This is a genomic window from Paraliobacillus zengyii (assembly GCF_003268595.1).
GTDB classification, from domain to species: Bacteria; Bacillota; Bacilli; order Bacillales; family Amphibacillaceae; genus Paraliobacillus_A; species Paraliobacillus_A zengyii.
On record NZ_CP029797.1, the window covers coordinates 349,083 to 375,128 of the forward strand.

The 26,046-nt window shown below is 35.6% G+C and carries 27 protein-coding genes and 1 riboswitch; of the genes, 18 read left to right on the top strand and 9 right to left on the bottom strand.

Annotated elements, in window-relative coordinates:
- The first annotated feature begins 104 nt into the window (after positions 1 to 104).
- A complete protein-coding gene (gene ltaE / locus DM447_RS01815) occupies positions 105 to 1,127 on the top strand; it encodes a low-specificity L-threonine aldolase (RefSeq protein ID WP_112179570.1) in 1,023 nt (340 codons plus the stop codon).
- A gap of 49 nt (positions 1,128 to 1,176) precedes the next feature.
- On the opposite strand, the gene DM447_RS01820 is transcribed toward ltaE, so the two are convergent.
- The 3 genes from DM447_RS01820 to DM447_RS01830 all read right to left on the bottom strand — a co-directional run bounded on the left by DM447_RS01820 (position 1,177) and on the right by DM447_RS01830 (position 3,853).
- The gene (locus DM447_RS01820) at positions 1,177 to 1,611 is read right to left on the bottom strand and encodes a pyridoxamine 5'-phosphate oxidase family protein (protein WP_112179572.1); all 435 of its coding nucleotides are present in this window, start codon (positions 1,609 to 1,611) and stop codon (positions 1,177 to 1,179) included.
- 119 nt (positions 1,612 to 1,730) lie between these two features.
- Positions 1,731 to 2,897: an iron-containing alcohol dehydrogenase gene (locus DM447_RS01825; RefSeq protein ID WP_112179573.1), complete on the bottom strand. Its 1,167-nt coding sequence runs from the start codon at positions 2,895 to 2,897 to the stop codon at positions 1,731 to 1,733.
- A 77-nt stretch (positions 2,898 to 2,974) separates the two neighbouring features.
- Entirely contained in the window at positions 2,975 to 3,853 is an 879-nt protein-coding gene (locus DM447_RS01830) for an SDR family oxidoreductase (RefSeq protein ID WP_112179575.1), read from the bottom strand.
- Between the two features lie 180 nt (positions 3,854 to 4,033).
- On the opposite strand from DM447_RS01830, the gene DM447_RS01835 reads away from it, so the two are divergent.
- The 5 genes from DM447_RS01835 (at position 4,034) to DM447_RS01855 (ending at position 10,493) form a co-directional block, all read left to right on the top strand.
- Positions 4,034 to 4,918 (top strand): TetR/AcrR family transcriptional regulator, encoded by an 885-nt coding sequence (locus DM447_RS01835; protein WP_112179577.1) that lies wholly within the window; start codon positions 4,034 to 4,036, stop codon positions 4,916 to 4,918.
- A 27-nt stretch (positions 4,919 to 4,945) separates the two neighbouring features.
- Entirely contained in the window at positions 4,946 to 6,376 is a 1,431-nt protein-coding gene (locus DM447_RS01840; protein ID WP_112179579.1) for an MDR family MFS transporter, read from the top strand.
- A gap of 364 nt (positions 6,377 to 6,740) precedes the next feature.
- The gene (gene pflB / locus DM447_RS01845; RefSeq protein ID WP_112179580.1) at positions 6,741 to 8,996 is read left to right on the top strand and encodes a formate C-acetyltransferase; all 2,256 of its coding nucleotides are present in this window, start codon (positions 6,741 to 6,743) and stop codon (positions 8,994 to 8,996) included.
- A 74-nt stretch (positions 8,997 to 9,070) separates the two neighbouring features.
- Positions 9,071 to 9,811, top strand: coding sequence for a pyruvate formate-lyase-activating protein (gene pflA, locus DM447_RS01850; RefSeq protein WP_112179582.1), 741 nt, complete (start codon positions 9,071 to 9,073; stop codon positions 9,809 to 9,811).
- Positions 9,812 to 10,079: 268 nt separating this feature from the next.
- Positions 10,080 to 10,493: an organic hydroperoxide resistance protein gene (locus tag DM447_RS01855; protein WP_369974663.1), complete on the top strand. Its 414-nt coding sequence runs from the start codon at positions 10,080 to 10,082 to the stop codon at positions 10,491 to 10,493.
- Between the two features lie 51 nt (positions 10,494 to 10,544).
- Here the strand turns inward: DM447_RS01855 and yidC are convergent, their stop codons facing one another.
- Entirely contained in the window at positions 10,545 to 11,357 is an 813-nt protein-coding gene (gene yidC, locus DM447_RS01860; RefSeq protein ID WP_112179584.1) for a membrane protein insertase YidC, read from the bottom strand.
- Complete coding sequence (locus DM447_RS01865) at positions 11,303 to 11,680, bottom strand: hypothetical protein (protein WP_112179586.1); 378 nt, start codon at positions 11,678 to 11,680, stop codon at positions 11,303 to 11,305. Before DM447_RS01865 ends, yidC begins: the two co-directional genes overlap by 55 nt.
- 248 nt (positions 11,681 to 11,928) lie before the next feature.
- Between DM447_RS01865 and proC the strand changes: the two genes are divergently transcribed.
- On the top strand, positions 11,929 to 12,723 hold the full coding sequence (proC, locus tag DM447_RS01870) for a pyrroline-5-carboxylate reductase (RefSeq protein ID WP_112179588.1): 795 nt from the start codon (positions 11,929 to 11,931) through the stop codon (positions 12,721 to 12,723).
- Positions 12,724 to 12,771: 48 nt separating this feature from the next.
- Here proC and DM447_RS01875 read toward each other — a convergent pair whose 3' ends face one another.
- Together DM447_RS01875 and DM447_RS01880 are read right to left on the bottom strand one after the other, a co-directional pair.
- Positions 12,772 to 14,238 (bottom strand): flotillin lipid rafts scaffold protein FloT, encoded by a 1,467-nt coding sequence (locus DM447_RS01875; RefSeq protein WP_198663166.1) that lies wholly within the window; start codon positions 14,236 to 14,238, stop codon positions 12,772 to 12,774.
- 17 nt (positions 14,239 to 14,255) lie between these two features.
- The gene (locus DM447_RS01880) at positions 14,256 to 14,783 is read right to left on the bottom strand and encodes an NfeD family membrane protein (protein WP_157967364.1); all 528 of its coding nucleotides are present in this window, start codon (positions 14,781 to 14,783) and stop codon (positions 14,256 to 14,258) included.
- Between the two features lie 156 nt (positions 14,784 to 14,939).
- Here DM447_RS01880 and DM447_RS01885 point away from each other — a divergent pair, with 156 nt between their 5' ends.
- Entirely contained in the window at positions 14,940 to 15,389 is a 450-nt protein-coding gene (locus DM447_RS01885) for a flavodoxin (RefSeq protein ID WP_112179592.1), read from the top strand.
- Positions 15,390 to 15,448: 59 nt separating this feature from the next.
- Positions 15,449 to 15,877, top strand: coding sequence for a hypothetical protein (locus DM447_RS01890; RefSeq protein ID WP_112179594.1), 429 nt, complete (start codon positions 15,449 to 15,451; stop codon positions 15,875 to 15,877).
- Between the two features lie 51 nt (positions 15,878 to 15,928).
- On the opposite strand, the gene DM447_RS01895 is transcribed toward DM447_RS01890, so the two are convergent.
- The gene (locus tag DM447_RS01895) at positions 15,929 to 17,107 is read right to left on the bottom strand and encodes a CynX/NimT family MFS transporter (protein WP_232824238.1); all 1,179 of its coding nucleotides are present in this window, start codon (positions 17,105 to 17,107) and stop codon (positions 15,929 to 15,931) included.
- Positions 17,108 to 17,324: 217 nt separating this feature from the next.
- Between DM447_RS01895 and lepB the strand changes: the two genes are divergently transcribed.
- The 3 genes from lepB to splB all read left to right on the top strand — a co-directional run bounded on the left by lepB (position 17,325) and on the right by splB (position 19,224).
- Positions 17,325 to 17,873, top strand: a complete 549-nt coding sequence (gene lepB, locus DM447_RS01900) for a signal peptidase I (protein ID WP_232824236.1) — start codon at positions 17,325 to 17,327, stop codon at positions 17,871 to 17,873.
- 69 nt (positions 17,874 to 17,942) lie between these two features.
- The gene (locus DM447_RS01905) at positions 17,943 to 18,203 is read left to right on the top strand and encodes a transcriptional regulator SplA domain-containing protein (RefSeq protein ID WP_112179600.1); all 261 of its coding nucleotides are present in this window, start codon (positions 17,943 to 17,945) and stop codon (positions 18,201 to 18,203) included.
- A complete protein-coding gene (splB, locus tag DM447_RS01910; RefSeq protein WP_112179602.1) occupies positions 18,196 to 19,224 on the top strand; it encodes a spore photoproduct lyase in 1,029 nt (342 codons plus the stop codon). The genes DM447_RS01905 and splB overlap by 8 nt, the downstream gene beginning before the upstream one ends.
- Before the next feature lie 58 nt (positions 19,225 to 19,282).
- Here the strand turns inward: splB and betB are convergent, their stop codons facing one another.
- Complete coding sequence (gene betB / locus DM447_RS01915) at positions 19,283 to 20,752, bottom strand: betaine-aldehyde dehydrogenase (RefSeq protein ID WP_112179604.1); 1,470 nt, start codon at positions 20,750 to 20,752, stop codon at positions 19,283 to 19,285.
- A 380-nt stretch (positions 20,753 to 21,132) separates the two neighbouring features.
- Here betB and cudC point away from each other — a divergent pair, with 380 nt between their 5' ends.
- The 6 genes from cudC to DM447_RS01945 all read left to right on the top strand — a co-directional run bounded on the left by cudC (position 21,133) and on the right by DM447_RS01945 (position 25,999).
- Entirely contained in the window at positions 21,133 to 21,678 is a 546-nt protein-coding gene (gene cudC, locus DM447_RS01920) for a choline uptake/conversion transcriptional regulator CudC (protein WP_112179606.1), read from the top strand.
- A 149-nt stretch (positions 21,679 to 21,827) separates the two neighbouring features.
- The gene (locus DM447_RS01925; RefSeq protein WP_112179608.1) at positions 21,828 to 22,718 is read left to right on the top strand and encodes a glycine betaine ABC transporter substrate-binding protein; all 891 of its coding nucleotides are present in this window, start codon (positions 21,828 to 21,830) and stop codon (positions 22,716 to 22,718) included.
- A gap of 118 nt (positions 22,719 to 22,836) precedes the next feature.
- Positions 22,837 to 22,939, top strand: a riboswitch (TPP riboswitch).
- A 127-nt stretch (positions 22,940 to 23,066) separates the two neighbouring features.
- Complete coding sequence (thiD, locus tag DM447_RS01930) at positions 23,067 to 23,888, top strand: bifunctional hydroxymethylpyrimidine kinase/phosphomethylpyrimidine kinase (RefSeq protein WP_112179610.1); 822 nt, start codon at positions 23,067 to 23,069, stop codon at positions 23,886 to 23,888.
- 3 nt (positions 23,889 to 23,891) lie between these two features.
- Entirely contained in the window at positions 23,892 to 24,698 is an 807-nt protein-coding gene (thiM, locus tag DM447_RS01935; RefSeq protein WP_162632536.1) for a hydroxyethylthiazole kinase, read from the top strand.
- Positions 24,699 to 24,701: 3 nt separating this feature from the next.
- Positions 24,702 to 25,343, top strand: a complete 642-nt coding sequence (thiE, locus tag DM447_RS01940; protein WP_112179611.1) for a thiamine phosphate synthase — start codon at positions 24,702 to 24,704, stop codon at positions 25,341 to 25,343.
- Between the two features lie 110 nt (positions 25,344 to 25,453).
- The gene (locus DM447_RS01945) at positions 25,454 to 25,999 is read left to right on the top strand and encodes a GNAT family N-acetyltransferase (RefSeq protein WP_112179613.1); all 546 of its coding nucleotides are present in this window, start codon (positions 25,454 to 25,456) and stop codon (positions 25,997 to 25,999) included.
- Positions 26,000 to 26,046: the final 47 nt, after the last annotated feature.

The following is a 26,046-nucleotide window of genomic DNA, read 5'->3' on the forward strand; positions in this document are numbered from 1 at the left end:
ACAAGTTTGTGAATTAATTCACAAATATAGATGGCATTGATATTTTCTCGTCCAATTATTTGTAGTAAGATAAGATAAGCGACAAGTAGAGGGGGCAAAAAGATATGATTGATTTGCGTAGTGATACAGTTACAAAGCCATCAACTGAAATGAGGAAGGCTGCGTATGAGGCAGAAGTAGGGGATGATGTGTATGGAGAAGATGTAACTGTTAAAAAACTTGAGGAAATGGCAGCTGAACATTTAGGTAAAGAAGCTGCACTGTTTGTTACTAGTGGTACACAAGGAAATCAGATTGCTGTTTTAAAGCATTGCAAACCGGGAGATGAGTTAATCTTAGAAGCGAATGCACATACTTATCTTTATGAAGGTGCAGCAGTTTCAGCATTAGCTGGAGTGCAGTCACGACCTATTCAAGGAATAAGAGGGGCTATGGATCCACACGAGGTAAAACAAGCAATTCGTGCAGATGACATACATTTTCCAGAGACATCGCTGATCTGTTTAGAGAATACACATAATAAAGCAGGCGGAGCGGTTTTACCACTAGAAAATATGAAGGAAATCTATCATATTGCACAAGAATCTAATGTAGCTGTTCATTTAGATGGGGCTCGTTTATTTAACGCTGCAGTAGCTTCAGGGATTTCTGTGAAAGCGTACGCTGAATTCACTGATACCGTTCAATTCTGCTTATCTAAAGGTTTAGGGGCGCCTGTGGGTTCTATCATCGCAGGAGATCATACCTTTATTAAGCATGCAAAGAAATGGAGAAAGCGACTAGGTGGGGGATTAAGGCAAGCGGGTATTATAGCTGCACCTGGTATTATAGCATTAGAGCATAATATTGAAAGACTAGCAGAGGACCATGCTAATGCTAAAATACTTGCAGAAGGTTTAGCTAACATAAAAGGACTAAAGGTAATCAATGAAATAGAAACAAATATCATTCTAGTAGATGTTACGGAAACTGGCCTATCTGAAGCTGTTTTTTTAGAAGCAATCAAAGAAAAAGGTGTATTAGCAGGATCGTACGGAACTAATTTTGTCAGATTTGTAACGCATTTGAACGTTTCAAAAGAGGATATCCAAACTACATTACAAAAAATAACACAAACATTAGTTTGAAATTAAAAACACAGATCAACATGATCTGTGTTTTTAGGATTTAACGTCTTTAAAAAGAAGCAATATCTTTAAGTTTATGCGTTTTTGCATCACCTGTGTTTTTTAAACGAATTTCAGTAGGTGATATTTTTAGAACAATATAGTTTGGATCATCAGGTCCTGAAAACCAAGGTTCTAATTTCTCATTCCATAGATGTTGCTTCATTTTTTCATCATCATGGATTGATGCTTCGCCTTCTACCTCAATATACTCATCTGTTGTTCCGTCAAATGTGTAACCAATTAAGATGTGAACATTAGCATTCTGTTTGATATCTTCTACTTTATGTGTTTCCTTATTTGTTGCAGTGTAGAAAGTTATTCCTTCATTAAAAAAAGTCATGTAACGTGAATAGGGTTTATTATTTTCAATTGTAGCTAATGTACCTATTTGATGATCATCAATGATTTTAATAATTGTTTGTTTAAGTTTTTGCTGATCCATTTCTTAAAACCTCCTAGTTACTATCTAATTGCTATTATTAGAATGTTTATTTGGAATTATGCATCGGCACATAGCAAAATAAGTACCATAATAATTTCAGATACTTATTTCGCATATTTTTATAAGCTAGCTTGATAAATCGTTACAGCATCGTCTCTTGTTAACTTTTTAAAATTACCAAACTCAGGACGAGCAAGAACTGTTTTATCAGCCATTTGTTCAATTGAGTCCTCCGTAATATCATAATCAGCTAATCGTGAAGGAGCACCAATTTTATTCCAGAATTCACGTAAAGCTTTAATCCCTTCTAATGCTATATCGTGGTCAGTTTTTCCTTTAGGATCCACATCAAATACTCGAGTTGCAAGTTGTGTAAATCTAGCTGTGTTGGCTTCTAATGTATGTTCCATCCAATGTGGGAATAGTATTGCTAATCCGCCACCATGTGGAATATCATGCACTGCTGAAACAGCGTGTTCTAAATTATGCGATGCCCAATCACCTTGATACCCCATACTAACCATACCATTTAACGCCATCGTGCCGTTATAAAGAATGGTCGCACGATGTTCGTAATTTTCTAGGTCATCTAATAATTTTGGTCCGGTTTCAATTACTGTGCGTAGAATACCCTCAACCATATAATCTTGAAGTAATGTATTTTCTTCATGATGGAAATAATGCTCTAGTGCATGTGACATCATATCCACAATTCCATAAATTGTTTGATTTTTTGGTACCGAAAATGTGTTAACAGGGTCAAGAATTGAAAATTGTGGATAGGTGGCAGGGCTACCCCAACCATGCTTTTCATTTGTTTCCCAATTAGTTATAACAGATCCAGCATTCATCTCAGAGCCAGTTGCGGCAAGTGTAAGAACTGTGCCAAAAGGAAGTGCTTCTTTTGCAAATGCTTTTTTAGTAACGATATCCCAAATATCATCGTCTGATTTTGCTCCTGCTGCAATAGCTTTAGTACAGTCAATTGTACTACCACCACCAACAGCTAGTATAAATTCAATACCCTCTTCTTTACAGATATTTACACCTTTTCTTGCAGTCGTAACACGTGGATTTGGTTCTACCCCAGATAATTCAAATACATCCGCATTAATATCCTTTAATATTTGAATAACTTCATCATATAGACCGTTACGCTTAATGCTACCACCGCCATAGACGAGCAGTACCTTTTTGCCGTAATTTGGTACCTCTTCTTTTAATTGAGCTACCGTATCTTTTCCGAAAATAAGTTTTGTTGGATTGTAATATGTGAAATTTTGCATGTTTGATCGACCTCCTATATCTATAATGGCAAGAACAGAAAAAGAAGTAAAGTAATAAGCGCTCCACCCCTTAGCTATTATGAACTAACCATGGTGCCGCCATTCACATGAATCACTTGACCAGAGACATAGGAAGAGTCTGAAGAAGCAAGGTATACATAAGCCGGAGCGAGTTCGTAAGGTTGGCCTGGACGTTTAAAAGGTGGGTTCTTACCGAATTCAGTAGCAATAAACGTAGCTGAGAAACTAGCTGGAATAAGTGGTGTCCAAATTGGCCCTGGGGCTACCGCATTTACACGAATTGCGCTTTTGGCTAAATTTTGTGAAAGGGAGCGGGTAAAACCAACAATTGCCCCCTTAGTAGCAGAATAATCAATTAGCTGTTCATTCCCTTCATAAGCTACTATCGATGCGGTATTAATAATGGCGCTTCCTTTATTTAAATGAGGTAAAGCAGCTTTTGCTAAATAAAAGAAAGAAAATATATTCGTTTCAAAAGTAGCACGTAATTGTTCGGAACTAATATCTAACAAATTATCTTGAGCGAATTGAACACCGTGATTATTTACTAAAATATCTAGTTTTCCAAAATGCTTGATTGTTTGTTCGACTAAATAGGAACAGTTATGTTCAGAGCGTAAATCACCGACTAATAGCAAACACTGTCTTCCAAGTGCTTCAATTCGATCTCTTGTACGAAACGCATCTTCATTTTCGTACTCATAATAATAGGCTATAACGACATTGGCGCCTTCCTTAGCAAAGGCTATTGCTGTTGCTGCACCAATTCCACTATCTCCGCCCGTAATTATTGCTACTTTATCATATAATTTATTTGATCCTTTATAGTTGTAATCTTCAATAATAGGCTTTGGTGTCATTAAACCTTCAATTCCTGGTTGCTGTGGCTGATGTTGGGGTGGTAAGTTATGAAGTGGATTTTTACTATTTTTCATGTTGAAATCCTCCTTAAAAAGTTAATCTTCTTCCTATCTATATGTGAGGGAATAAAAAAGATTCAAGTCTAATCAGTTGACTGCTCTAATGAGATTGATTATAATAACTTTTGTTCTAAAAACTCGCAAGTTTAAAAATGACTTGTTGGTCATTCGATTCCGATTATTGGGGGTAATGTAGTGGAAGATAGAAAAATTGATATTATGCAAGCTGCAATGCGCTTCTTCTCAAAAAAGGGATTTCAATCTACATCTATGCAGGAAATTGCTAATGAAGCAGGTATGTCAAAAGGTTCTTTGTATAAATATTTTGAATCTAAAGAAGAGCTATTAATAGAAGTTTTTAAATTTAATCATGATAACATGGTGGGAAATGCTAAATATATAAATATTAATGATTCTTTAAATCCTAAAGAAAAATTCAAAAAAATGTTAATTGTTGAATTTGAAGGGATTCTGGAGAATAAGGAATATTATAATCTACTAACAAAGTCTTTACTTCTTGAAAAGAACAAACAAATTCGTCCTTTAATGCAGCAAGTTCGAGCAGAGTTGACCGATTGGCATAAAGAAGTATTATTACAGGTTTATGGAGATGACGTGGAACCTATAATATGGGATACAGTGATCACATTACAAGGTATCTTCAAAGAATATATGTCAATTGTTATTCAAGATACGCAAAAACTTTCTCTTTCAGATATTGCTACATATGTTGTTGATAGTATAGATGCTATCATTCAGCATCAAAAACATAGTAAACCATTATTAAAAGACGAGATGATGACTAATTATAAAATTCTAAAAAACAATAAAAAAAGGTTATCAGTTGAAGAACAACTTTCGCAAATGCTAACGCATTTGCGTTTAACAATAGAAACAGAAGAGGCATCTCTAGAAATACGTAAAGAATTAGAAAACACGATTTCATTTTTTAAGCAAGAATTAAAGGAAAAAACGCCTAGGATATTTTTATTAAATTCTTTACTCGCAAACCTAGAAAATAAAACAAATAAAACAGAAGATTTAAAGACAATGAAAACATTAATCGATTTATTAGATTAGCAAGAGATATAAAGGGGTGGAGAAATCATGACAACAGAACACACAGAAAGTACAACTCCGATCAATCGTAAACTTATCGTTTCCATATTGCTCGCCGGGGGATTTGTTGCGATATTAAATCAAACTCTATTTGCAACAGCTACACCACATGTAATGAATGATTTTCAAATTAGTGAAAATATTGCACAATGGCTAACAACAATCTTTATGCTGGTTAATGGTGTAATGATTCCAATTACTGCATTTTTAATTGAAACATTTACTACAAGAAGATTAGTATTATCAGCATTAGTCATTTTTGCTATAGGTACGTTAGTATGTGGTATTGCACCTACATATCCAATATTACTAGTCGGACGGGTAATACAAGCAAGTGGTGCGGGTATCATCATGCCAGTTATGATGACTGTATTCCTAACCATTTTCCCAATTGAAAAACGTGGTTCAGCAATGGGATTGGTTGGACTAGTTATATCATTTGCGCCAGCAATTGGCCCGACACTGTCAGGTTGGATTGTTGAGAATCATCCTTGGAGATTGATGTTTTTTATCATCTTACCAATCATTTTACTTGATATTATTCTTGTATACTTCTTTATGGAGAATGTAACAGAACGTACTTTTCCTAAAATAGACATTCTTTCTATTATATTATCAACATTTGGATTTGGAGGATTATTATTCGGGTTTAGTAGTGCTGGAAGCGGCAATTGGGTTGATCCAGTTGTTATTATTTCCTTAATAGTTGGTATAGTTTCCTTGATCACATTTATTAGGCGTCAATTTACGTTAAAACAACCTATTTTAGAGTTTCGGGTGTTTAAGTCTCGTACATTCACCATAACAACAATAATAGGAATGATTGTGTTTGTTGGTTTAATTGGTTCTGAAACAATTTTACCTATTTACATGCAACAGTATGCAGGGTTCACTGCATTAGAATCAGGACTTATGATAATGCCAGGCGCAATATTAATGGGATTGATGTCACCGATAACCGGTAAAATTTTTGACAAAATAGGTGCTAAATATTTAGCGATTGTTGGTTTATCGTTAATGACTGTAACAACCTTTTTGTTTACTAATTTATCTACAGAGACACCTTTGATGTTCTTAACAATTGTTTTTGGTATTCGTATGTTTGGGATGTCAATGGTAATGATGCCTGTAACAACTGCTGGACTTAATCAATTACCGATGCGTTTAATTGCACATGGAACAGCGATGAATAATACGATGCGACAAGTTTCCGCATCTATTGGTACGGCGGTATTGGTTACGATTATGACAACCAGTGCACTGGATAGTGGACCAAATGCTGCTCCTAGTGCATTAATACATGGTGTAAACATAGCGTTTTATGCAGCGACAGGTTTATCCCTTATAGGATTGTTTTTATCATTCTTTATTAAAGGAACAAAGCCGTCTGAACAACGAGGAACATATGAAATAGAGTAGTAAAAGGAAGCGCCACAGTTGTGGTGCTTTTTTAGTTTTAATCTCTGTACCTATTGAGAGTACTCAAATGACTATAACAGTATAGTACAGCGTCGTATTTGTTACTATTTTCTATGCGTGAGTAATAATTGGATACCTGCTAAATTGTTAATTTATATGGATTGTGCCTATATAATTATATAAATATATTTAAAGAACCTTTTATTACTAAAATTTGAACATTTTAAGAACTTTTATTGAAACAGTTTTTAAATGTGATCTTTTTCACTTCTTTTTTAGCATGTTTAAGTATATACTATATTTAAGATAATAGATTGTTCATCAGTGAGCAAAGTTATGTGATAATAATTAAGGAGGTAACGAAATGAAAATAGCAGAAGAAGTTACACAAAGAAACCCTTGGGATGGCTTCCATGATGGAAGATGGCAAAAAGAAATTGACGTCCGTGATTTTATTTTAAAGAACTTTACCTTATATGAAGGAAATGAAGAATTTCTAGAAAGCGCAACTGAAGCAACGAAAGCTTTATGGGATCGTGTAATGGATTTAACAAAACAGGAACGAGAAAATGGTGGTGTTTTAGACCTTGATACAAAAATTGTTTCTACAATTACATCACATGGACCTGGATATTTAAATAAAGATAGTGAAAAAGTGGTTGGTGTGCAAACAGATGAGCCTTTTAAACGTTCATTACAACCAAATGGTGGTATTCGTATGGCGGTAGCCGCAGCAGAATCTTATGGATTTAAGATTGATGAAGAAGTAGTGAAGACATTTTCCGAACATCGCAAAACACACAATCAAGGTGTTTTTGATGCATATACACCAGAAATAATGACTGCACGTAAGGCTGGTATTGTAACTGGATTACCAGATGCGTACGGTCGAGGTCGTATAATCGGTGATTACCGACGTGTTTCTCTTTATGGTGTAGACCACTTGGTTGCTGAAAAGAAAAAAGAGTTAGCTTTAATAGGTAACGGCACCATGATAGAAGATATTATTCGTGATCGCGAAGAGACAACAGAACAGATTCGTGCACTTCAAGAACTGAAACAATTGGGTGCTACGTATGGCTTTGATATTTCAAAACCAGCGAAAACTGCTCAAGAAGCTTTCCAATGGTTGTACTTTGGTTATTTAGCGGCGATTAAAGAGCAAAATGGTGCAGCAATGAGTCTAGGGCGCGTATCTACTTTCTTAGATATTTATATTGAAAGAGATATTGAAAATGGTTTGTTGACGGAAGAACAAGCTCAAGAGCTTGTTGATCACTTTGTTATGAAATTGCGTCTTGTTAAATTTGCAAGAACTCCTGAATACAATGAATTATTTAGTGGTGATCCAACTTGGGTAACAGAATCACTAGCTGGTATGGCACAAGATGGAAGGCCGTTGGTTACGAAGAGCTCCTATCGTTTCTTGCACACTTTAGATAATTTAGGTCCTGCCCCTGAACCAAACTTAACAGTACTATGGTCAGTGAAATTGCCTGAAAACTATAAAAAGTATTGTGCAAGTATGTCTATTAAATCAAGTTCTATTCAATATGAAAATGATGATTTGATGCGTGATATTTATGGTGATGACTATGGTATTGCTTGTTGTGTATCTGCGATGCGTATTGGTAAGCAAATGCAATTTTTTGGGGCACGTGCTAACTTAGCAAAAGCTTTACTATATTCTATTAATGGCGGTATGGATGAGAAGCTTAAAATTCAAGTAGCTCCTAACTATGCACCGATTACTTCTGAGTATTTAGATTATGATGAAGTGATGAAAAAATATGATACCATGTTAGATTGGTTATCTGGTATGTATGTAAATGCATTAAATATCATTCACTATATGCACGATAAATACAGCTATGAAAGAATAGAAATGGCGTTACATGATCGAGAAGTACTACGTACAATGGCTTGTGGAATTGCAGGATTATCTGTTGTTGCTGACTCGCTTAGTGCCATTAAATATGCAAAAGTAAGAACAATTCGTGATGAAGATGGTTTAGTAGTAGATTATGAAACAGAAGGTGATTTTCCTAAATACGGTAATAATGATGACCGTGTTGATGATATTGCTGCTGATTTAGTTAAAATGTTTATGAACAAAATTAAGAAACACCAAACGTATCGAAATTCCGTGCACACACAATCAATTTTAACAATTACTTCAAACGTTGTGTATGGTAAGAAAACTGGGAATACACCGGATGGACGAAAAGCTGGTGAACCATTTGCGCCAGGTGCAAATCCATTACACGGTCGTGATCAAAATGGCGCTTTAGCATCATTAAGTTCAGTCGCTAAAATGCCATATGAGTATTCCTTAGATGGCATTTCTAATACTTTCTCTATAGTACCTAAGGCATTAGGTAAAAATGAAGAAGCTAGAAAGGCTAATTTAGCGGGAATGCTTGATGGATATGTAACGAAGAAAGGTCATCACTTAAATGTAAACGTGTTTGATCGCGAGACACTTTTAGATGCAATGGATCGTCCAGAAGAATACCCGCAATTAACAATTCGTGTATCTGGTTATGCAGTAAACTTTATTAAATTAACGAGAGAACAACAAATAGATGTGATAAACCGTACGTTCCATGATGGAATGTAATAAGTAAATAAGTGGTTATGGAGGGGTAAAGATGAGCCCCTCTTGTTCTAAATAAGGCAAGGAGGGCGAACAACATGAAAGGTCGAATACATTCTATAGAAACAATGGGAACAGTAGATGGTCCTGGCTTACGTTATGTTATTTTCACGCAGGGGTGCTTATTACGTTGTAAATTTTGTCATAACCCTGATACGTGGAAAATGGGTCAAGGAAAGGAAATGACAGTTGCAGAAATGGTTAAAGATATCAAAGACTATCTTCCCTTCTTCCAATCCACTAATGGTGGTGTAACTGTAAGTGGTGGGGAGCCGTTGCTACAACTTGAATTCTTAATAGAATTATTCACAGAACTAAAAAAAATGGGAGTTCATACAACCATTGACAGTTCAGCTGGATGTTTTAGTCGCTCTCCACGCTTTATGAAAAACTTAGATAAACTGTTAGAAGTTACGGATTTAGTATTACTAGATTTGAAACATATCGATCCAATTGAACATAAGGAACTGACTGGTATGTCTAATGAACATATTATCGATATGGCTAGATATTTGGATGAAAGAAATATCCCAATATGGGTGCGTCATGTACTTGTTCCTGGTATTAGTGATAAAGATGAGTATTTACAACAGCTTTCAGATTTTATTGCTACATTAAGGAATGTAGAACAAATTGATGTCTTACCTTATCATAAATTGGGTGTTTACAAGTGGGAGACTTTAGGTATTAAATATCCGCTTGAGGGAGTAGAGCCTCCAACAGAAGATCGTGTAAAGAATGCAGAAGATATTTTAAATAGAGTGAAAGTCTTATCATAAAATACACAGGAAGCCTTAAAGCGGTTTCCTGTGTATTTTCGTGTTTTCTAAACGACGAGGATAAATGCGACCTATATCACTTATTTGGTATGCCGTGCTTGATAATTTTTCCTCAATAGCCAATCTTATAATATAATCTTTTTTAACAAAAAAAGAATAAATCGCTATAAAGTGGTTTAAATTTAACTATAAAAGGAATACTCCCTATAGAACATCAAACAGAATGATCATTTGAATGATCAAATTAATAGAAGGAGTGTTTCAGATCATGAGTATTAAATTTACTGCACATGCAACAGCTAAAGGCGGACGCGAAGGACATGTTAAGTCAGATGACGGTTTAATTGACTTAAACTTAGTTCAACCTGGTTCAAATGCTGGAAAAGGCTCTAATCCAGAACAGTTATTTGCAGCTGGTTATGCGGCTTGTTATGATGGAGCGCTTAATCACATGGCTAGAGAAGCAAAAAAAGAAATTGATTCTACTATCACTGCAGATGTTAGTTTGATGGATGATGAAGAAGATGGTGGATTTCAAATTGGTGTAACCTTAAATGTCGAGATAAAAGGTGTTAACCAAGAAGAAGCAGAAGACTTAGCTAAAAAAGCACACGGTTTTTGCCCTTATTCTAAAGCAACCCGTGGTAATATTAATGTAGAAGTAAAAGCAAAAGCAATATAAGTAGATAAAAGAAGGTATCCTTGAGAGAAAAGGATACCTTCTTTTTAGTTTTTAGCGACTGTGGAGGGGGGTTGCTACTTTTGGTTGATAAAGTTTTTTAGATAATAATTGTTGTACAATTAAAAATGTTCCCCCGACTGTCCAGTATAGTGGAAGTGCAGCTGGTGCGTTAAACGAAACAAAACCAATCATTAGCGGGGATAGGATCCCCATGAATGCCATTTGTTTCTTTTGTTTCGGTTCAATCCCAATTTGAGTTACTCTAAATTGAATGAAGTAAATAGCAGCTGCAACAAAAGTCATTACTAGATCAGATTGCCCCAAGTTGAACCAAAGGAAAGAATGGCTAGCAATTTCTGGTGTTGATCGAATCGCATAGTAAAAGCCAATCAGAATAGGGAATTGAATAATCATTGGTAAACAACCAATAGATGCAATCGGATTAAAATTGTGTTTCTTATATAGTTCCATCGTTTCTTGTTGCATTATTTTTTGAGAAGCACTATCTTTCTTGTTTTTATAAGAAGCTTGTAATGCCTCTAATTCAGGCTTCATACTAGCCATTTTGTCACGCATCTGAAAACCATTTTTCGATTGTTTTAACATAAGTGGCATTAAAATTAAGCGTATTGTCAATGTCACTAAAACGATCGAAAGACCGTAGTTTCCGTCAAAGAATGTTGCTACACCTTTAATGATAATAGAAAAGGTGTTAACAAAGTATTTATCAAAAAAACCTGCTGTGTCAGGATCAACAGCTTCACCAGTGGCTGCGGATTGGCAACCAGATAATATAAAGAGTAATACGATTAAACTAACAAAGCGATATTTCTTAAAGAATGTGAACACAGATTGCTTAGACATGATTTTCCTCCTCGTAATAGTAAAAATAAATCATTAGTTGAGGAGGTGTGATTGTCTTCATCATCATCAGGAGCATCTTTGCGTTTCATCTTTTTAGTAATCCAATTGTGAATAGCTCGTATTTGGCTTAAAAGATGAAACAACTCTCGTAAATCTAAGTATGATATTCGTTGGTGTTGACTCATAAAACCGTTTTGCTTTGTTAAATGATAGTTTGCAACATAAACCATACCGTAAGAGCAAAGTATCGTCATATATAAGGTAAGATACAAATACATTGGGTGGATATCATTGTTTAGTTGACTAATAATATCTAAGACCATCTGCATTCACCTCCTTTCATTACCTTCTGTTTTTTCTTCTTTTCTATCATGATACAATACGTATATAAAGTCAAAGGAAGTTTTAGTAACAAATGCTATAACTATTGAAACCTGGCTACTAGTCGAGACGTAATATATAAATAGTATGCAGGTTTATTTTGTATTATATCATTGGGATAAGAATCATTAGAAAGCTAATTAGAATGACGTGTTTAAAAAGTATGTAAGAATGAAAGGATGAAAAGTAAATGACTACACATATAAGAAAGGTATTATTTATAGGGGCTGGAAGAATGGCTCAAGCAATTATTGCAGGTTTAAGCAAAACGGAAATGACAATTGTGGCAAGCAACAACGGAGATGTAAAACGCTTAGAGGAAGTAGAAAATAAGTATGGTGTAAGCACAACAGACAGTTGGAAAGAAGAAGTCGATGGTGCTGATATAATTGTCTTGGCGATGCCACCTGAGGCGCATGAATCTGTTCTAAAAGAAGTAGCCTTGTTTGTTGATAATCAATTTATTGTAACATTAGCTGCTGGAATCGATCCGACCTATTTAGAAAAGAATTTACCAGCAGAAACACCAACAGCTTGGATGATGCCAAATCCAGCTGCTTCATTAGGCAAATCAGTTACGCTTTATGCGCTAGGTCAATATGCTGATGAACAGCATCAAATAATGTTGGAAGAATTATTGGAGAGCATTGGTTCATCAGAAAAGGTGACAGAAGAGCAAGTACATGCATTGACACCGATTACGGGAAGTGGTTCAGCATTTGTTTATCGAATGGCTGAGTCGCTCATTCAGTCAGCTTTGAAAACTGGGGTGACGGCAGATCAAGCAAAAAAATTAGTTGCAGATATGATTCATGGTGCAGCAGCTATGTTACAAACAGGAGAAGATACGGAGCGACTGCTGGATCAAATTGCAAGTCCGGGAGGGGTAACAGCAGCAGGTCTCGAAGTAATGGATGAAAGGGAATTTGATCAGATGATGAAAGATGTTATAACAGCGTGCCATAAGCGTGCAAAAAATATATAAAAGAAAACCTCGATGCTTGGTGAGAAGCTATCGAGGTTTTCTTTTATATTATTCAGTAGTAGTTGAATCTTTCTTAGCATCCAATTTGCTGTCGTTTACTCTTTGTTGCCCTTTTGCTGTAATCTGATCTAGCATCCCTGTCAAATCAACACCAGATACATCTTTTAGTGTTTCGGGTAATTGACTCATTAATTTTGTTACATAGCTACTCATGCGGGTTGCACCATCTCCTTCACCGTTACCACTATCAATAACAGTTAGTTTATCAATGGAGGCAATAGGCTCTGCAATCTTGCCAGCGAATTCAGGTAACATTTTAACTATCATTTCTAGCATAGCTGCTTCACCGTACTTAGCCATTGCGTCAGCAATTTTTTCTTTTGCCTCTGCTTCTGCGAAACCTTTCAAACGAATTGCTTCTGCTTCCGCTTGACCATCGAGGCGAATTTCTTCTGCTTCTGCTTCGGCGTTCTTAACGCGTGTAACTTTATCTGCTTCGGCTTTTTGTTCAGTTGCATAACGTTCTGCCTCTGCCTTTTTCGAAATTTCCGCTTCATATTGACGCTGTTTACGAATAACTTCTTTTTCATCAATTTCAATTTGTTTGTTCTTCTCTACTAATTGAATTTGCATTTCTTCTTGTTTTACTTGTTGTTCTGATATCGCTTCTTGTAGTTTATACGACATGTCTGCTTCTGCTTTAGCCTTGTCTTGATCGCGTTTATAGGCAGCAGTTTTTAATTCTTTATCCTTCGTTGCTTCAGCAATTCGTGTTTCACTTAATAACTCAGCGCTTTTACCTTCACGTTCTGCTTCCGCTTTTTTAATTCTTGAATCACGCATTGCGTTTGCTTCTGCAATTTGGGCATCACGTTTCACTTCTGAAATACGAGGTTTACCTAAGGCTTCTAAGTAACCATTTTCATCTCGAACATCTTTAATGGTGAAAGAAACAATTTGCAGTCCCATTTTTCTTAAATCAACTGCTGCTTGTGTTTGAACCTCTTGAGCAAAACGTTCGCGATTTTTGTAAATCTCTTCAACTGTCATTGTACCTAGGATAGCGCGTAAATGACCTTCTAGTACTTCTTGTGCTTGTTTGCGTAGTTCTTTGTCGTCTTTCCCTAAAAACTGTTCAGCTGCTGTAGCGATTCCTTCTGTTGTACTTTGCACCTTGATAATCGCTGTTCCATCTGCCATTACCGGTACGCCATTTTCAGTATAGACATTTGGTGTAGAAATATCTAAACTGTGTGAACGTAAACTAAGTGTTTCAGATTGCTGGAAAATCGGTATAATAAATGCACCGCCACCGCGTACAATTTTGATACCACTTCCACCATCATCTTTATGCACATTTTTACTTCCAAGAAAACTACCGGTTACAATCATTGCATCATCTGCACCGACTGTTTTAAAACGTACGGCGAAAAGAAGAGCAAAAGCAAGTATCACACCTACAACAACACCAATAATAATAATTAAATCCATACTTAAATCTGTAGCTAAATCCATATTATTCCTCCTTTGAATTATAAATCAGATAGTTCAGATACATATAAGACTTGATCTTTAACTTCTACAACAACAATTGATAGGCCTTGCATCATTTCCACGCCATCAAAACTTTTAGCTGATTCACTACGACTTCCATATGTAGATTTGATAAAGACTTCTCCATATCCGTCTGCTGGAATAGTTGTAGTAACTTCACCAGTTTTACCTATTAAATCATAGATGGAAATAGAAGTGGAAGCTTCTGCGTTGGACATAGGAATGACGAGCAAATAATAAATTAGGAAATAGGCACCAATCCCAATGAACAAACTAATAGCTAAGACATACCAATCAGGTAGACTAGAGTATTTCGTTAGCAAAACTCCAGAGCCACTAACAACAGCTAACGTTCCAAAAGTTAATAAAGGGTTAAAAAATTCACCAATACTATCGAAAAGACCATCTAATAATCCTTCAAATAGGTCCCCTAAAAATAAGGAAATAATAGCAACACCTAGACTTCCCCACAACAACCACCAATATATATCTACAATCTCGATCACTTTACCTCCTCTCAAAAAAAGAAACGTTACCATATATTACGTATCAACTACTAAAAAAGTTCCGTTTTTATATCGAGTAATATCTTCTAGAAAAATTGACATTGATAATCGTTATCAATTAATATGGAGTTAAGTACCTCAAAGGAGAGTTTTGTAATGGTTAATATTGTTATCGTATTTGCAAGTATGACTGGAAATACAGAAGAAATTGCTGAAATTATTGAAGCTAAAATAAAATCATTAAACGTTCCTGTTTCCACGTTTCAAATTGATTTTGATGATATAAGTGCAGAAGATTTAAGTAGTTATGATGGAATCTTATTAGGGACATATACTTGGGGAGACGGTGATCTACCCTACGAAGTAGAAGATTTTTATGATGATCTAGAAGACATAGATTTAACCGGAAAGAAGATAGGGTTATTTGGTTCTTGTGATTCCTTTTATCCGGAATACGGTGGAGCAATTGATAAAATGGGTGATCGCTTTAAAGAAATTGGGGCAGAAATTATTTTGGATCACTTAAAGATTGATTTAACACCAGAAGACGAAGATGTGAAAAGCTGTGAGGCCTTTGCTGAAGCGTTTATAAGCAAGTTGACTTAATAGCTTGCTTAAGTAATGAAAATAAGCGATAATTTTCTTAGTTAATAAGAGGTGATTATATGAAATTCATCAAAAGGTTCGTACTAACTTTATTCATTTTAGGGTTAGTTGGTTATGGTGTTTATTATTTTGGTATGAACTATTTAGCCAATAAAGTGGTAACAGAAGTTGATGCCCAATTGACAGATGAAGATAGAGAAGAAGTAAGAGCTTATGTGGAAAGTGTTCCAACTTTAAAGGGTTATATTGAAGAGGCACCTTCGATAGATGAGACATCGCTTCCTTTTACTACAAAAGAAGAAGCCGCAAAGCAACTTGTAAAAAAGTTCTCTGTTTCTGAAATACAAAATATTCAAGCTGCTTTTCAAACTGGGATGTCGCAAGCGGAACAGCAAGTTTTAATAAGTGAATTAGAAAATAAGTTAACTCCAGAGGAATTAGATGCTTTAAAAGTAATTGTTTATAAAGAGCTATATCAAAAAAATTAGATGATAAAAAAATCTCATCCTATTATTTAGAATGAGATTTTTTTTATGCATTTAAACAAATTTATCTCTTGTTGCTCCTAAACCAAATGATGTCATTATAACTGATATAACGATAATAACAACTAGTGGTATACCCCATGTTTGGGTTAAATCATATATTAAACCGATCGCGATTGGACCAACTGCAGCTAAGAGGTATCCAAATGATTGGGCCATACCTGATAATTCTGCAGCTTGTTTTGCGGTTGTTGCTCTCATTCCTAATAAGGCAAGTGCTAAGCTAATACTTGAACCGAGAGCGAATCCGATAAGTGTGATTGCTACAATGGTAAAGGCTAAAGATCCTCCGAAAAAGAGAGCACCATACCCAAGTAAAGCAACGATTCCGATCCCAATCATAATACCTTGTTGGTTCCGCATGCGTCCTGCTAGAATGGGTGTTAAAAACGTGGCTGGTAAACTGACAAATTGCATATAAGATAGTAACCAACCACCAGTCGCAATAGTAAAGCCCTGGGCATGAATGATTTCAGGTAACCAAGATATCGTTACATAAAACATAAAGGACTGCATACCCATAAAAAGGGTAACCTGCCAAGCAAGAGGTGATTGGTATAAACGGCTTCCAGAAGTCGTATAGTACTCCGTTTCCACCTCTTTTGGTTGTTTTCGATAAAGTAAAAACCAAACAGTGATCCCGATAATTGCGAGTAACGCCCATAGACCTAAAGCATTTTGCCATCCAAGGCCAAGGTTTTTTGCTAAGGGAATACTAATACCTGAAGCTATTGCAGCGAATATCGACATACAAGTCGTATAAACGCCAGTCATCGTTCCGATATGTTTAGGGAACTTCTCTTTAATAATCCCTGGTAAAAGCACATTGCAGATTGCAATCCCTAATCCAACAAATATTGTTCCTAAATAGAGTGTTGGACTGGTTACAATCATTCGAATTAAAATGCCGATAAGTAAAAAGACTAATCCAATTAATATTGTTGCCTCATTACCATATTTGTTACGTAATTTAGGTGCGATTGGTGACATACAGGCAAATGCTAGTAACGGTAAACTAGTAATTAAACCCGCATTCCAATTAGCTAATCCCATTTGGTCACGAATTGTGCCAATTAAAGGTCCTACAGAAGTAATTGCAGGACGTAAGTTAAAAGATACAAGAATAATGCCAATCATAAAAAAGATCTGTTTTCCAGTAAAACGGCGTGTCATATAATCTATCTCCATCTATCATTTTTTGTGAACAGGACTTAGTATAGAATAATAACTGCACTAGATCAAATTAATCTTAGCTAACTCTTTTGTTTAAAGTGATATAAGTGGTAGGAAGAGGTAGTTATAAAGTATAATAAGGCAGGAAGTAGTTACTTATTTATCACAAATTAACTTCAATTAGTTCACTATAAAATTTTAAAAAGGAATGAAGCAAATGATAGTATCGTTTTTCAGAGAAATATTCTCATGGATAAAAGCAATTGCAATTGCATTAATCATTGTATTTGTCGTAAGAGAATTTTTAGTGACGCCCTCGATTGTTAAAGGAGAATCGATGATGCCTAGCTTGCAGGACGGTGATAGAATTATCATTAGTAAGTTAACATCAATTGATCGCTTTGACGAGATTGCATTTCAATCACCTGACAGAGATGAGAAGTACGTAAAACGTGTGATAGGTGTTGCAGGTGATTCAATTAAAATGGAAAATGATATTTTATATATAAATGGAATAGCTTATGATGAACCATACCTCGAAAAATTCAAGCAAAGCTTAAGTGGTGAGCAAAGTCTGACCGATGATTTTGATCTTGAAGCATTAACTGGAGAAACGATTGTTCCAGATGGTAAATTATTTGTATTAGGTGACAATCGATTGGTGAGCAGAGATAGCAGAGCGTTTGGCCTGATTACAGAGGAATCTGTGATTGGTGATGTTGTTTTTCGTATTTGGCCATTAGATCAATTTGGTATTCCAGAATAATCTACAAATAAATAAATGGAATCGTTTTGGTACATAATAAAGCCATCTTGAGAAAAGTTAGGTGAAAAGATGGAAATAAATAATTTATTGTATAACCCAGGTGATGTAGTCTATGTGATTATTAGGAATCCACATGTACAAGGAGCGGCCAATGTTCAACAAGCAGCTGTTGTGCATGATCCTGACCAACCGACTGACCTAGCTTTGTTTATATATGAAACGTATTATCCGTTAACAGATGAAGTTGCAATTTACCAATCTGAAACAGAAGCAGAAGAAGCTTTTTTAGAAGTGTTTGGTTCACCAGAAATTGAGGGTTATCATGGTTAAACCATTTGTACCACAACTTGTTTACTTTGAACCTCGTGCTTTGGAATATCCGTTAGGGAAGACATTGCATGACAAATTTTCAAAAATGGATATTGAAATAAGAGAAACAACTTCGCATAATCAAGTACGCAATTTACCTGGGGAGAATGATTTTCAAAAGTATCGTGTTGCAAAGTCAACATTAGTAGTAGGTTTAAGGAAGACATTGAAATTTGATACATCAAAACCATCGGCTGAATATGCAATTCCATTTGCGACAGGATGTATGGGACACTGTCACTATTGTTACTTGCAGACTACTATGGGGAGCAAGCCTTATATCAGAACTTATGTTAATACAGAAGAGATTTTTGAGACAGCTGAAGCATATATGAAAGAGCGTGCACCTGAGATTACTCGATTTGAAGCCTCTTGTACCTCTGACATTGTTGGAATTGATCATTTAACGCATACCCTTAAAGAGGCGATTGAATATTTTGGGCGATCAAAGTATGGTTTATTACGATTTGTTACAAAATTTGCGCATGTTGACCATTTACTAGATGCTGATCACAGAGGTCGTACAAGGTTTCGCTTTAGTATCAACGATGATTATGTCATTAAATTTTTTGAACCAGGTACTTCGCGTTTAAATGAAAGGGTAGAGGCTGCTGTTAAAGTTGCAGAGGCAGGTTATCCATTGGGGTTTATTATTGCACCAATATATTTACACGAGGGTTGGCGTGAAGGATATCAGTTGATGTTAGAAAGATTAGCAGATACGTTACCTGATACTGCCAAACGTGATTTAACCTTTGAGCTGATCCAGCATCGATTTACAGGACCCGCTAAACGTGTGATTCAAAAAAACTACCCGATGACAAAACTCGAGCTGGATGAATCAAAAAGAAAAACAAAGTGGGGCAGGTACGGTATTTGGAAATATGTTTATCAGGATAATGAACAAGAAGAAATGAAAGATCTTTTTATGAATACAATACCAAAATTATTTCCGAAAGCCAAAATTGAATATTTTACTTAATAACAACAAAAAATACCTCATCCACTTTAATGGACAAGGTATTTTTTATTGTACGCTATTAGAACCAGTTAATTGCTTCAGGTTTAAGATTATGAAAGATATGTTTTGTTTCTGTATATTCTTCAATTCCTAATTTACCAAGCTCACGTCCAATTCCTGATTGCTTATAGCCACCCCATGGTGCATGCGGGAAATATAGGTTGAATTCATTAATCCATACTGTTCCCATGCGCATTTTTGCAACACAGCGTTCAGCTTTAACAATATCATTTGTCCATACACCACCAGCAAGTCCGTAAATAGAATCATTAGCTAAGTTAATCGCTTCCTCTTCTGTTTTAAACTTTTCAACTGTAATAATAGGACCAAATGCTTCATCTTGTACTACTTTCATGTCTGTTGTACAATTTGTGAAAATAGTTGGTAAGTAGAAGAATCCATCTTGAAGTTCTGCGTCTTCTGGACGCTTGCCACCTACAGCAACTGTTGCGCCTTCTTGTTTGCCCATTTCTACATACTTTTCCACTTTTGCAAGATGTTCAGCGGAAATAAGTGGGCCCATTTGTGTAGCTTCATCAAAACCACTACCAAGTTTTATATGTTGAACACGTTTGACAAGTGCTTCAACAAAATCATCATGAATACTTTCTTCTAATATAAGTCGTGTTCCAGCTGAACAAATTTGTCCAGCGTGAAAATATACAGCATTTAGAGCTTGATCAATTGCATTGTCAATATCCGCATCTGCAAAGACAACATTAGGATTCTTTCCGCCTAATTCTAAAGCAAGTTTTTTCACATTTATACTTGCTGCCTGCATAATTTTCTTTCCAGTAACGATTCCACCAGTAAAGGAAATTAAATCAACGTCGGTGCTACTAGCGAGTTCAGCTCCAACAGTCATTCCAGAGCCAAGCACAAGGTTAGCAACACCTTTAGGAACACCGGCTTCTTCTATTAATTCAAATACTTTTACTGTAGTTAGTGGTGTAATTTCACTTGGCTTCATTATTAATGTGTTTCCTGTTGCTAACGCAGGCGCTAATTTCCACGATGCTTGTAGCAATGGATAATTCCAAGGTGTAATTTGTCCACAGACACCAACTGGTTCATGAACAACTTTACTAATAGAGTTTGGAACAGGAGAATCAATTATTTCGCCACCGTTTTTATCAGCAATTTGGGCGTAATAACGAAATACGCCAGCGATATCATCCATATCCCCACGACTTTCTTCTACTGTCTTTCCTGTATCTAATGACTCTAATTCAGCTAATTCTTCTTTATCTCTTTCAATTAATTCGGCAATTTTTCTAACGATATTGCCTCGTTCAGTTGCAGGTGTTAATGGCCACTTGCCATGATCAAACGCTTCTCTTGCCGCAGCAATTGCAGCTTTAGAATCCGATTCGTCGCCTTCAGCAGCGGAAGCTATTATTTCTTGGTTAAAAGGGTTAATAATTTCTCTAGTCTTTCCTGATTTTGCTGTTACCCATTCTCCATTAATGTACTGTTTTAGTAAACGCAAATAATTCACTCCAATTTATTAAGTTTGTTAAAAAAATATTTAACGTTTTGAATTATATAAATTCTAACATGATGCTTATATTGTGTCAAAGTCAAAAAGTCGTTGAATGAACAACAAATAAGCGATTAATTTCGCGCTAAGGAATATATATAACACTATCGCTGATTTGAAAATCCTCATTTTATATAGAAGAATTAGTAATTTGCATTAACAATTAAAAAAATATTATAAAGGCTCTAAGTACCTATATTATCATGATTTTAACCTATAAAACGCACTGAATTTGACTGTTTGCATTTGACATTTAATTTATAGTAGCTAACATTAAAGCTATAAAGAATAATTTTAATTCATTTAATTCTTTGGAGAAGGTGCCTTTAATGAATAATAAAGAGAATTCAAAAGCTAAACAGCAAATTGAAGCGGCTCAAGATATAGTGATTGGATCTATTACAGAAACGATGGATCTTTATGGTGTCACACCATCAGCAGCTAATTTATATGCTACGATGTATTTTAAAGATCAAATGACTTTGGATGAAATGCGTGAGGAATTAGAAATGAGTAAGCCTAGTATGAGCACCAGCGTACGTAAACTTCAGGAATTTGAAATGGTGAAAAAGACGTTCACACGTGGAAGTAGAAAACATACTTATGTAGCTGAAAAAAACTTTTTTCGATCGTTTATGGCGTTTTACTGTCAAATGTGGGAAAGAGAAGTCAAGACAAACATGGAGGCTATCAATCAATCCCAATTAGAGCTAAGTGAGGTAGTTGAAGACAAAACTGCTAGTCCACAAGATAGTGAGATGGCAAAAAAAACGTATGATCAATTAGAAGAGTCAAAAGTATACTATAATTGGTTGTCGCGTTTAGTTTCAAGTATAAGAAGTGAAGAAATATTTGAATTTTTACCTAAAGATTAGAGAATTATTAGGCAATATAATTGTCTCATAAAAATGCTCTTTAATGAAAACTATTAGAGAGTATTTTTATCTAAACTGTGTTAAATAAATACTTAATTAATAAAACGTTTTTAACGTTTTAAATATATAGAAACAAGGAGAGGGTAAGAATGAATAAGGTCAAAAAGGGGTTATTGAGTTTATTGTTCTTAACACTATTTGCTGTACTAATGGCTTGTGGTAGCGAGAATGCAGAGGATACGAGTAGTGAGGAAGAAACTAATAAAGGAACGATTAGTATCGGTCAAATTGATTGGGCTGAGAACATTGCTGTAACGAATATGTGGAAGTATATTCTTGAAGATGAAGGATATGACGTTGAACTAACCGTAATAGGTATGGGAACAACAATGCAAGCACTAGAAAGCCAGGAACTGGATGCTAGTTTAGAAATTTGGCTTCCGGTCCAAGATAAAAACTATTATGAAGAATACAATGAAGTTATTAATTTTTCTGAGGAAACATGGTTTGATAATGCAAAAGTAGGTTTAGTAGTTCCTTCGTATCTTGAAGATATTAATAGTGTAGAAGACTTAAATGCTAACAAGGAATTATTTAATTCAGAAATTACTGGATTTGGTCCTGGAGCTGGTACGATGGAAGTAACAGAGGAATTAATCACAGCTTATGACCTTGATTATGAGTTATTATCGAGTTCTGAACCTGCTATGATTGCAGCAATAGATCAAGCTATCAAAAATGAAGAGGCGATTGTATCTCCACTTTGGACACCACACTGGGTTTTCTCAGAATATGATTTAAAATTCTTAGATGATCCTGAAAATATTTATGGTGGCGTTGAAAAAATTCATCATGCGACTAGACATGGTTTTGAAGAGGATTTTGAAGAAGTTGATCAATGGTTTAAGAATTGGAAAATGAATGACGAACAAATTGGTGAATTAATAAATTATGTTGAAGATGCAGAAGAGCCTATTGATGGAGCTGGAGAATGGGTTGAAGAAAATAGAGACTTAATTGGCGAATGGATGAATAATTAAATTAAAATAAAACCTATGTTGATCAGTTAGCTGATTTACATAGGTTTTTTTGTTTCTGAAAATGTATCTATTTGACAATTAAGTTTAGACGTGATTAAGTAGAAGTATAATTTAATTAGTAATCCACTAGGGGCGCCATTTGGCTGAGATAAAGAGTTTTCTTTGGTCCCTTTGAACCTGAACTAGGTAATACTAGCGTAGGAAAGTGGAGTTGGGACCCGTTCGCATACTATTTGTGAATATATTAAAAGGAAACCGCTCCATTTTTGGGGGCGGTTTTTTGTATGGAAAAAATTAATATGATTATTGTAAAAAGGTTTAAATTAAATAAGGAGAGGGGTTGTATTAATGATAAAAATACCTACAGCACTGACGATTGCAGGTACTGATCCAACAGGTGGGGCAGGGATTCAAGCTGATTTAAAGTCATTTCAAGAAAGAGAAGTATATGGAATGAGTATTCTAACTTCTGCAGTTGCACAAAACACGCGTGGTGTTAGTGATCTGCATCATATGCCAATTGGATTTATTGAAAAGCAGATGCAAGCAGTGTTTGATGATATACCGCCAGATGCGATAAAAACAGGGATGGTTTCAACAATAGAAATGATGGAATTAATTGCAATGTATGTTAAAAAGCAAGATTCACCATATGTGATTGATCCAGTAATGGTTGCGACAAGTGGGCATGCTTTAATGGAAAAAGAGTCACGTCAAGTGATTCGAGATTTACTTATTCCACTTGCTACAATAGTTACTCCTAATGTTCCAGAAGCGGAAATATTAGTGAACTTTAAGATTGAGGATGTAGAAGATTTAAAGAAAGCAGCGAAGGTCATCGTTGATGAATTAGGGGCTGCTGCGGCAGTTGTCAAAGGTGGACATCTAGAAGGTAAAGCGGTTGATGTTTTGTATGATAAGCAAGTTTTTCATTTATTAGAAGCAGAACGTACGTATACAAAGCATACGCATGGAACTGGTTGTACGTTCTCGGCTGTGATTACAGCTGAATTAGCAAAAGGTCAACCTGTATTAGATGCAGTTACGATTGGTAAGCAGTTTATTACAGATGCGATTCGGTATACATTAAATATTGGTACAGGAAGCGGTCCAACAAATCATTGGGGTCATCGCTTGCAAGGTTTGCCAAATCAAAAGAAGGAGGAATAAATAATGAATAAGATTACGAGAATGATTGAATTGGTTAGAGAAAAAGAACCATTGGTACATAACATTACCAATGAGGTGGTCGTGAACTTTACTGCAAATGGTCTATATGCGATCGGTGCATCCCCTGTGATGGCAAGTGCAATCGAAGAGGTAGGAGAGATGGCGAAAAACGCTGACGGTTTGCTATTGAATATTGGAACATTAACTAGTAATCAAGCAGAGGCAATGATAGTCGCAGGAAAAGCTGCAAATGAAAAAGGTATCCCAGTGGTGCTTGATCCTGTAGCTGTTGGTGCTACATCATTACGTAGTGAAGTTGCTTCACGTATTTTAGAAGAGGTAAAGATTTCGTTAATACGAGGTAATGCAGGAGAGATAAGTAATTTATCTGGTGCGAAAGCAGAAGTAAGGGGTGTGGATTCTGTCGGTACACTTGATAATCGAAGTGTGGCCATTCATGCTGCTAAGCAATTGGGTGTGCCTGTAATGGTTACTGGTGTGAAAGATGTAATTACAGATGGTAAAGAATTATATACTATTTCAAATGGAACACAATTATTAACTAAAGTAACAGGAACTGGCTGTCTATTAGGTGCGGTTATAGCTGCTTTTTTAACAACCGGAGAAAAACCATTACTAGCAGCAACAGCAGCTGTGGCTTTTTATGATGTAGCAGCAGAACGTGCAAGACAAAACGCTTCTGCACCTGGGAGTTTTCAGATAGCCTTTTTAGATGCTTTATTTGAAACGAATGCACAGCATGTTTCAGAAAAAATAAATATAACACATGATAGTCTAGATGAGGATTAAGATATGATCTTTACAAGAAAAGATTTACGCGTTTATTTTATTATGGGTAGCAATAATTGTGACCACTACTCTCCTTTGACCATCTTGGAGGGAGCATTAAAGGGCGGAGTCACGATGTTCCAGTTCCGTGAAAAAGGAATGGGGGCAAAGACGGGAGTAGATAAAAAGCAATTAGCACAAGATATGCAAAGGTTATGTCGAAAATATCAGGTGCCGTTTATTGTGAATGATGACCTTGATTTAGCTTTAGAAATAAAAGCAGATGGTGTTCATGTAGGACAGGAAGACGCTGGAATTGATAAAGTAAAGCTACTTTGCCCAAATGACTTTCTAGTAGGTGTATCAGCTACGAATGAGAAAGAAGCTGTCCAGGCGATGAAGAATGGTGCTGATTACATCGGTGTAGGTCCGATTTTCACTACAACTTCGAAATCGGATGCCAAAGAGCCTATTGATATAGAAGGAATTATTCGTATTAGAAGTTTAGTTGGCAACACGCCAATAGTTGCAATTGGTGGAATTAAGCAAAAGCATGTAGGCTCAATTATTTCTGCAGGGGCAGATGGTGTTTCTGTTATAGGAGCTATCACTCAAGCTTCTTCGCCTGAGAAAGCAACAAAAGAACTTTTAAGTAATTTCAGGTAATAGAAAAGCTGCTTCTTACTGTTTTGAAAAACAGTTTCTGTGAAATAATAGTATTTCTCTATATAAATTGATTTAAATATGCTATTTTTATAGAAAAGAGGTGATAGGATTTGTTCACATATAAAATTGATGATGACTTGGAACTGAAACTATTAGACTTACAAGATGCACCGCGAACTTTCGCTTTGGTTGATCAATCTAGAGAACATCTAAGAAATTGGTTAGCTTGGGTTGACAAAACGAATACTGTTAAAGATAGTGAAAAATTTATTCAAGCTACTATGAAGGGGTTTGTTGATCGTCAATCATTAAATACTGCTATTATATACAAAGGCGAGATGGTAGGTATTGCGGGATATAACGAATTAGATTGGACTAACAAAGTAGCGTATATTGGGTATTGGTTAGGACAGGACTATCAAGGTTATGGAATTATGACGAAGGTTACGAAAAGGTTAACAGATTATGCAATAAATGATTTAGAGTTAAATCGTGTTGATATTCGTGCAGCGGTAGAGAATAAAAAAAGTAGAGCGATTCCAGAACGCCTTGGTTTCAAAATGGAAGGCCAATTAAGACAAGCAGAATACGTGAATGACAAGTATCTGGATCACGTCGTATATAGCATGCTAGCAGCAGACTGGAAAGTAATATAAAAAACTTCTCCAAAATTATTGCATTAAAAACGTTTTCCTTCGCATGA

Bases quoted from the DNA above. Each gene is read 5' to 3' on its own strand.
- DM447_RS01830 (WP_112179575.1), bottom strand. From the start codon at position 3,853: ATGAAAAATAGTAAAAATCCACTTCATAACTTACCACCCCAACATCAG.
- DM447_RS01925 (WP_112179608.1), top strand. From the start codon at position 21,828: ATGAATAAGGTCAAAAAGGGGTTATTGAGTTTATTGTTCTTAACACTA.
- yidC (WP_112179584.1), bottom strand. From the start codon at position 11,357: ATGTCTAAGCAATCTGTGTTCACATTCTTTAAGAAATATCGCTTTGTT.
- thiE (WP_112179611.1), top strand. From the start codon at position 24,702: ATGATCTTTACAAGAAAAGATTTACGCGTTTATTTTATTATGGGTAGC.
- splB (WP_112179602.1), top strand. From the start codon at position 18,196: ATGGTTAAACCATTTGTACCACAACTTGTTTACTTTGAACCTCGTGCT.
- cudC (WP_112179606.1), top strand. From the start codon at position 21,133: ATGAATAATAAAGAGAATTCAAAAGCTAAACAGCAAATTGAAGCGGCT.
- DM447_RS01895 (WP_232824238.1), bottom strand. From the start codon at position 17,107: ATGACACGCCGTTTTACTGGAAAACAGATCTTTTTTATGATTGGCATT.
- thiM (WP_162632536.1), top strand. From the start codon at position 23,892: ATGAATAAGATTACGAGAATGATTGAATTGGTTAGAGAAAAAGAACCA.
- pflA (WP_112179582.1), top strand. From the start codon at position 9,071: ATGAAAGGTCGAATACATTCTATAGAAACAATGGGAACAGTAGATGGT.
- DM447_RS01840 (WP_112179579.1), top strand. From the start codon at position 4,946: ATGACAACAGAACACACAGAAAGTACAACTCCGATCAATCGTAAACTT.
- DM447_RS01885 (WP_112179592.1), top strand. From the start codon at position 14,940: ATGGTTAATATTGTTATCGTATTTGCAAGTATGACTGGAAATACAGAA.
- ltaE (WP_112179570.1), top strand. From the start codon at position 105: ATGATTGATTTGCGTAGTGATACAGTTACAAAGCCATCAACTGAAATG.
- thiD (WP_112179610.1), top strand. From the start codon at position 23,067: ATGATAAAAATACCTACAGCACTGACGATTGCAGGTACTGATCCAACA.
- lepB (WP_232824236.1), top strand. From the start codon at position 17,325: ATGATAGTATCGTTTTTCAGAGAAATATTCTCATGGATAAAAGCAATT.
- DM447_RS01855 (WP_369974663.1), top strand. From the start codon at position 10,080: ATGAGTATTAAATTTACTGCACATGCAACAGCTAAAGGCGGACGCGAA.
- pflB (WP_112179580.1), top strand. From the start codon at position 6,741: ATGAAAATAGCAGAAGAAGTTACACAAAGAAACCCTTGGGATGGCTTC.
- DM447_RS01825 (WP_112179573.1), bottom strand. From the start codon at position 2,897: ATGCAAAATTTCACATATTACAATCCAACAAAACTTATTTTCGGAAAA.
- DM447_RS01890 (WP_112179594.1), top strand. From the start codon at position 15,449: ATGAAATTCATCAAAAGGTTCGTACTAACTTTATTCATTTTAGGGTTA.
- DM447_RS01905 (WP_112179600.1), top strand. From the start codon at position 17,943: ATGGAAATAAATAATTTATTGTATAACCCAGGTGATGTAGTCTATGTG.
- proC (WP_112179588.1), top strand. From the start codon at position 11,929: ATGACTACACATATAAGAAAGGTATTATTTATAGGGGCTGGAAGAATG.
- DM447_RS01875 (WP_198663166.1), bottom strand. From the start codon at position 14,238: ATGGATTTAGCTACAGATTTAAGTATGGATTTAATTATTATTATTGGT.
- DM447_RS01820 (WP_112179572.1), bottom strand. From the start codon at position 1,611: ATGGATCAGCAAAAACTTAAACAAACAATTATTAAAATCATTGATGAT.
- DM447_RS01865 (WP_112179586.1), bottom strand. From the start codon at position 11,680: ATGGTCTTAGATATTATTAGTCAACTAAACAATGATATCCACCCAATG.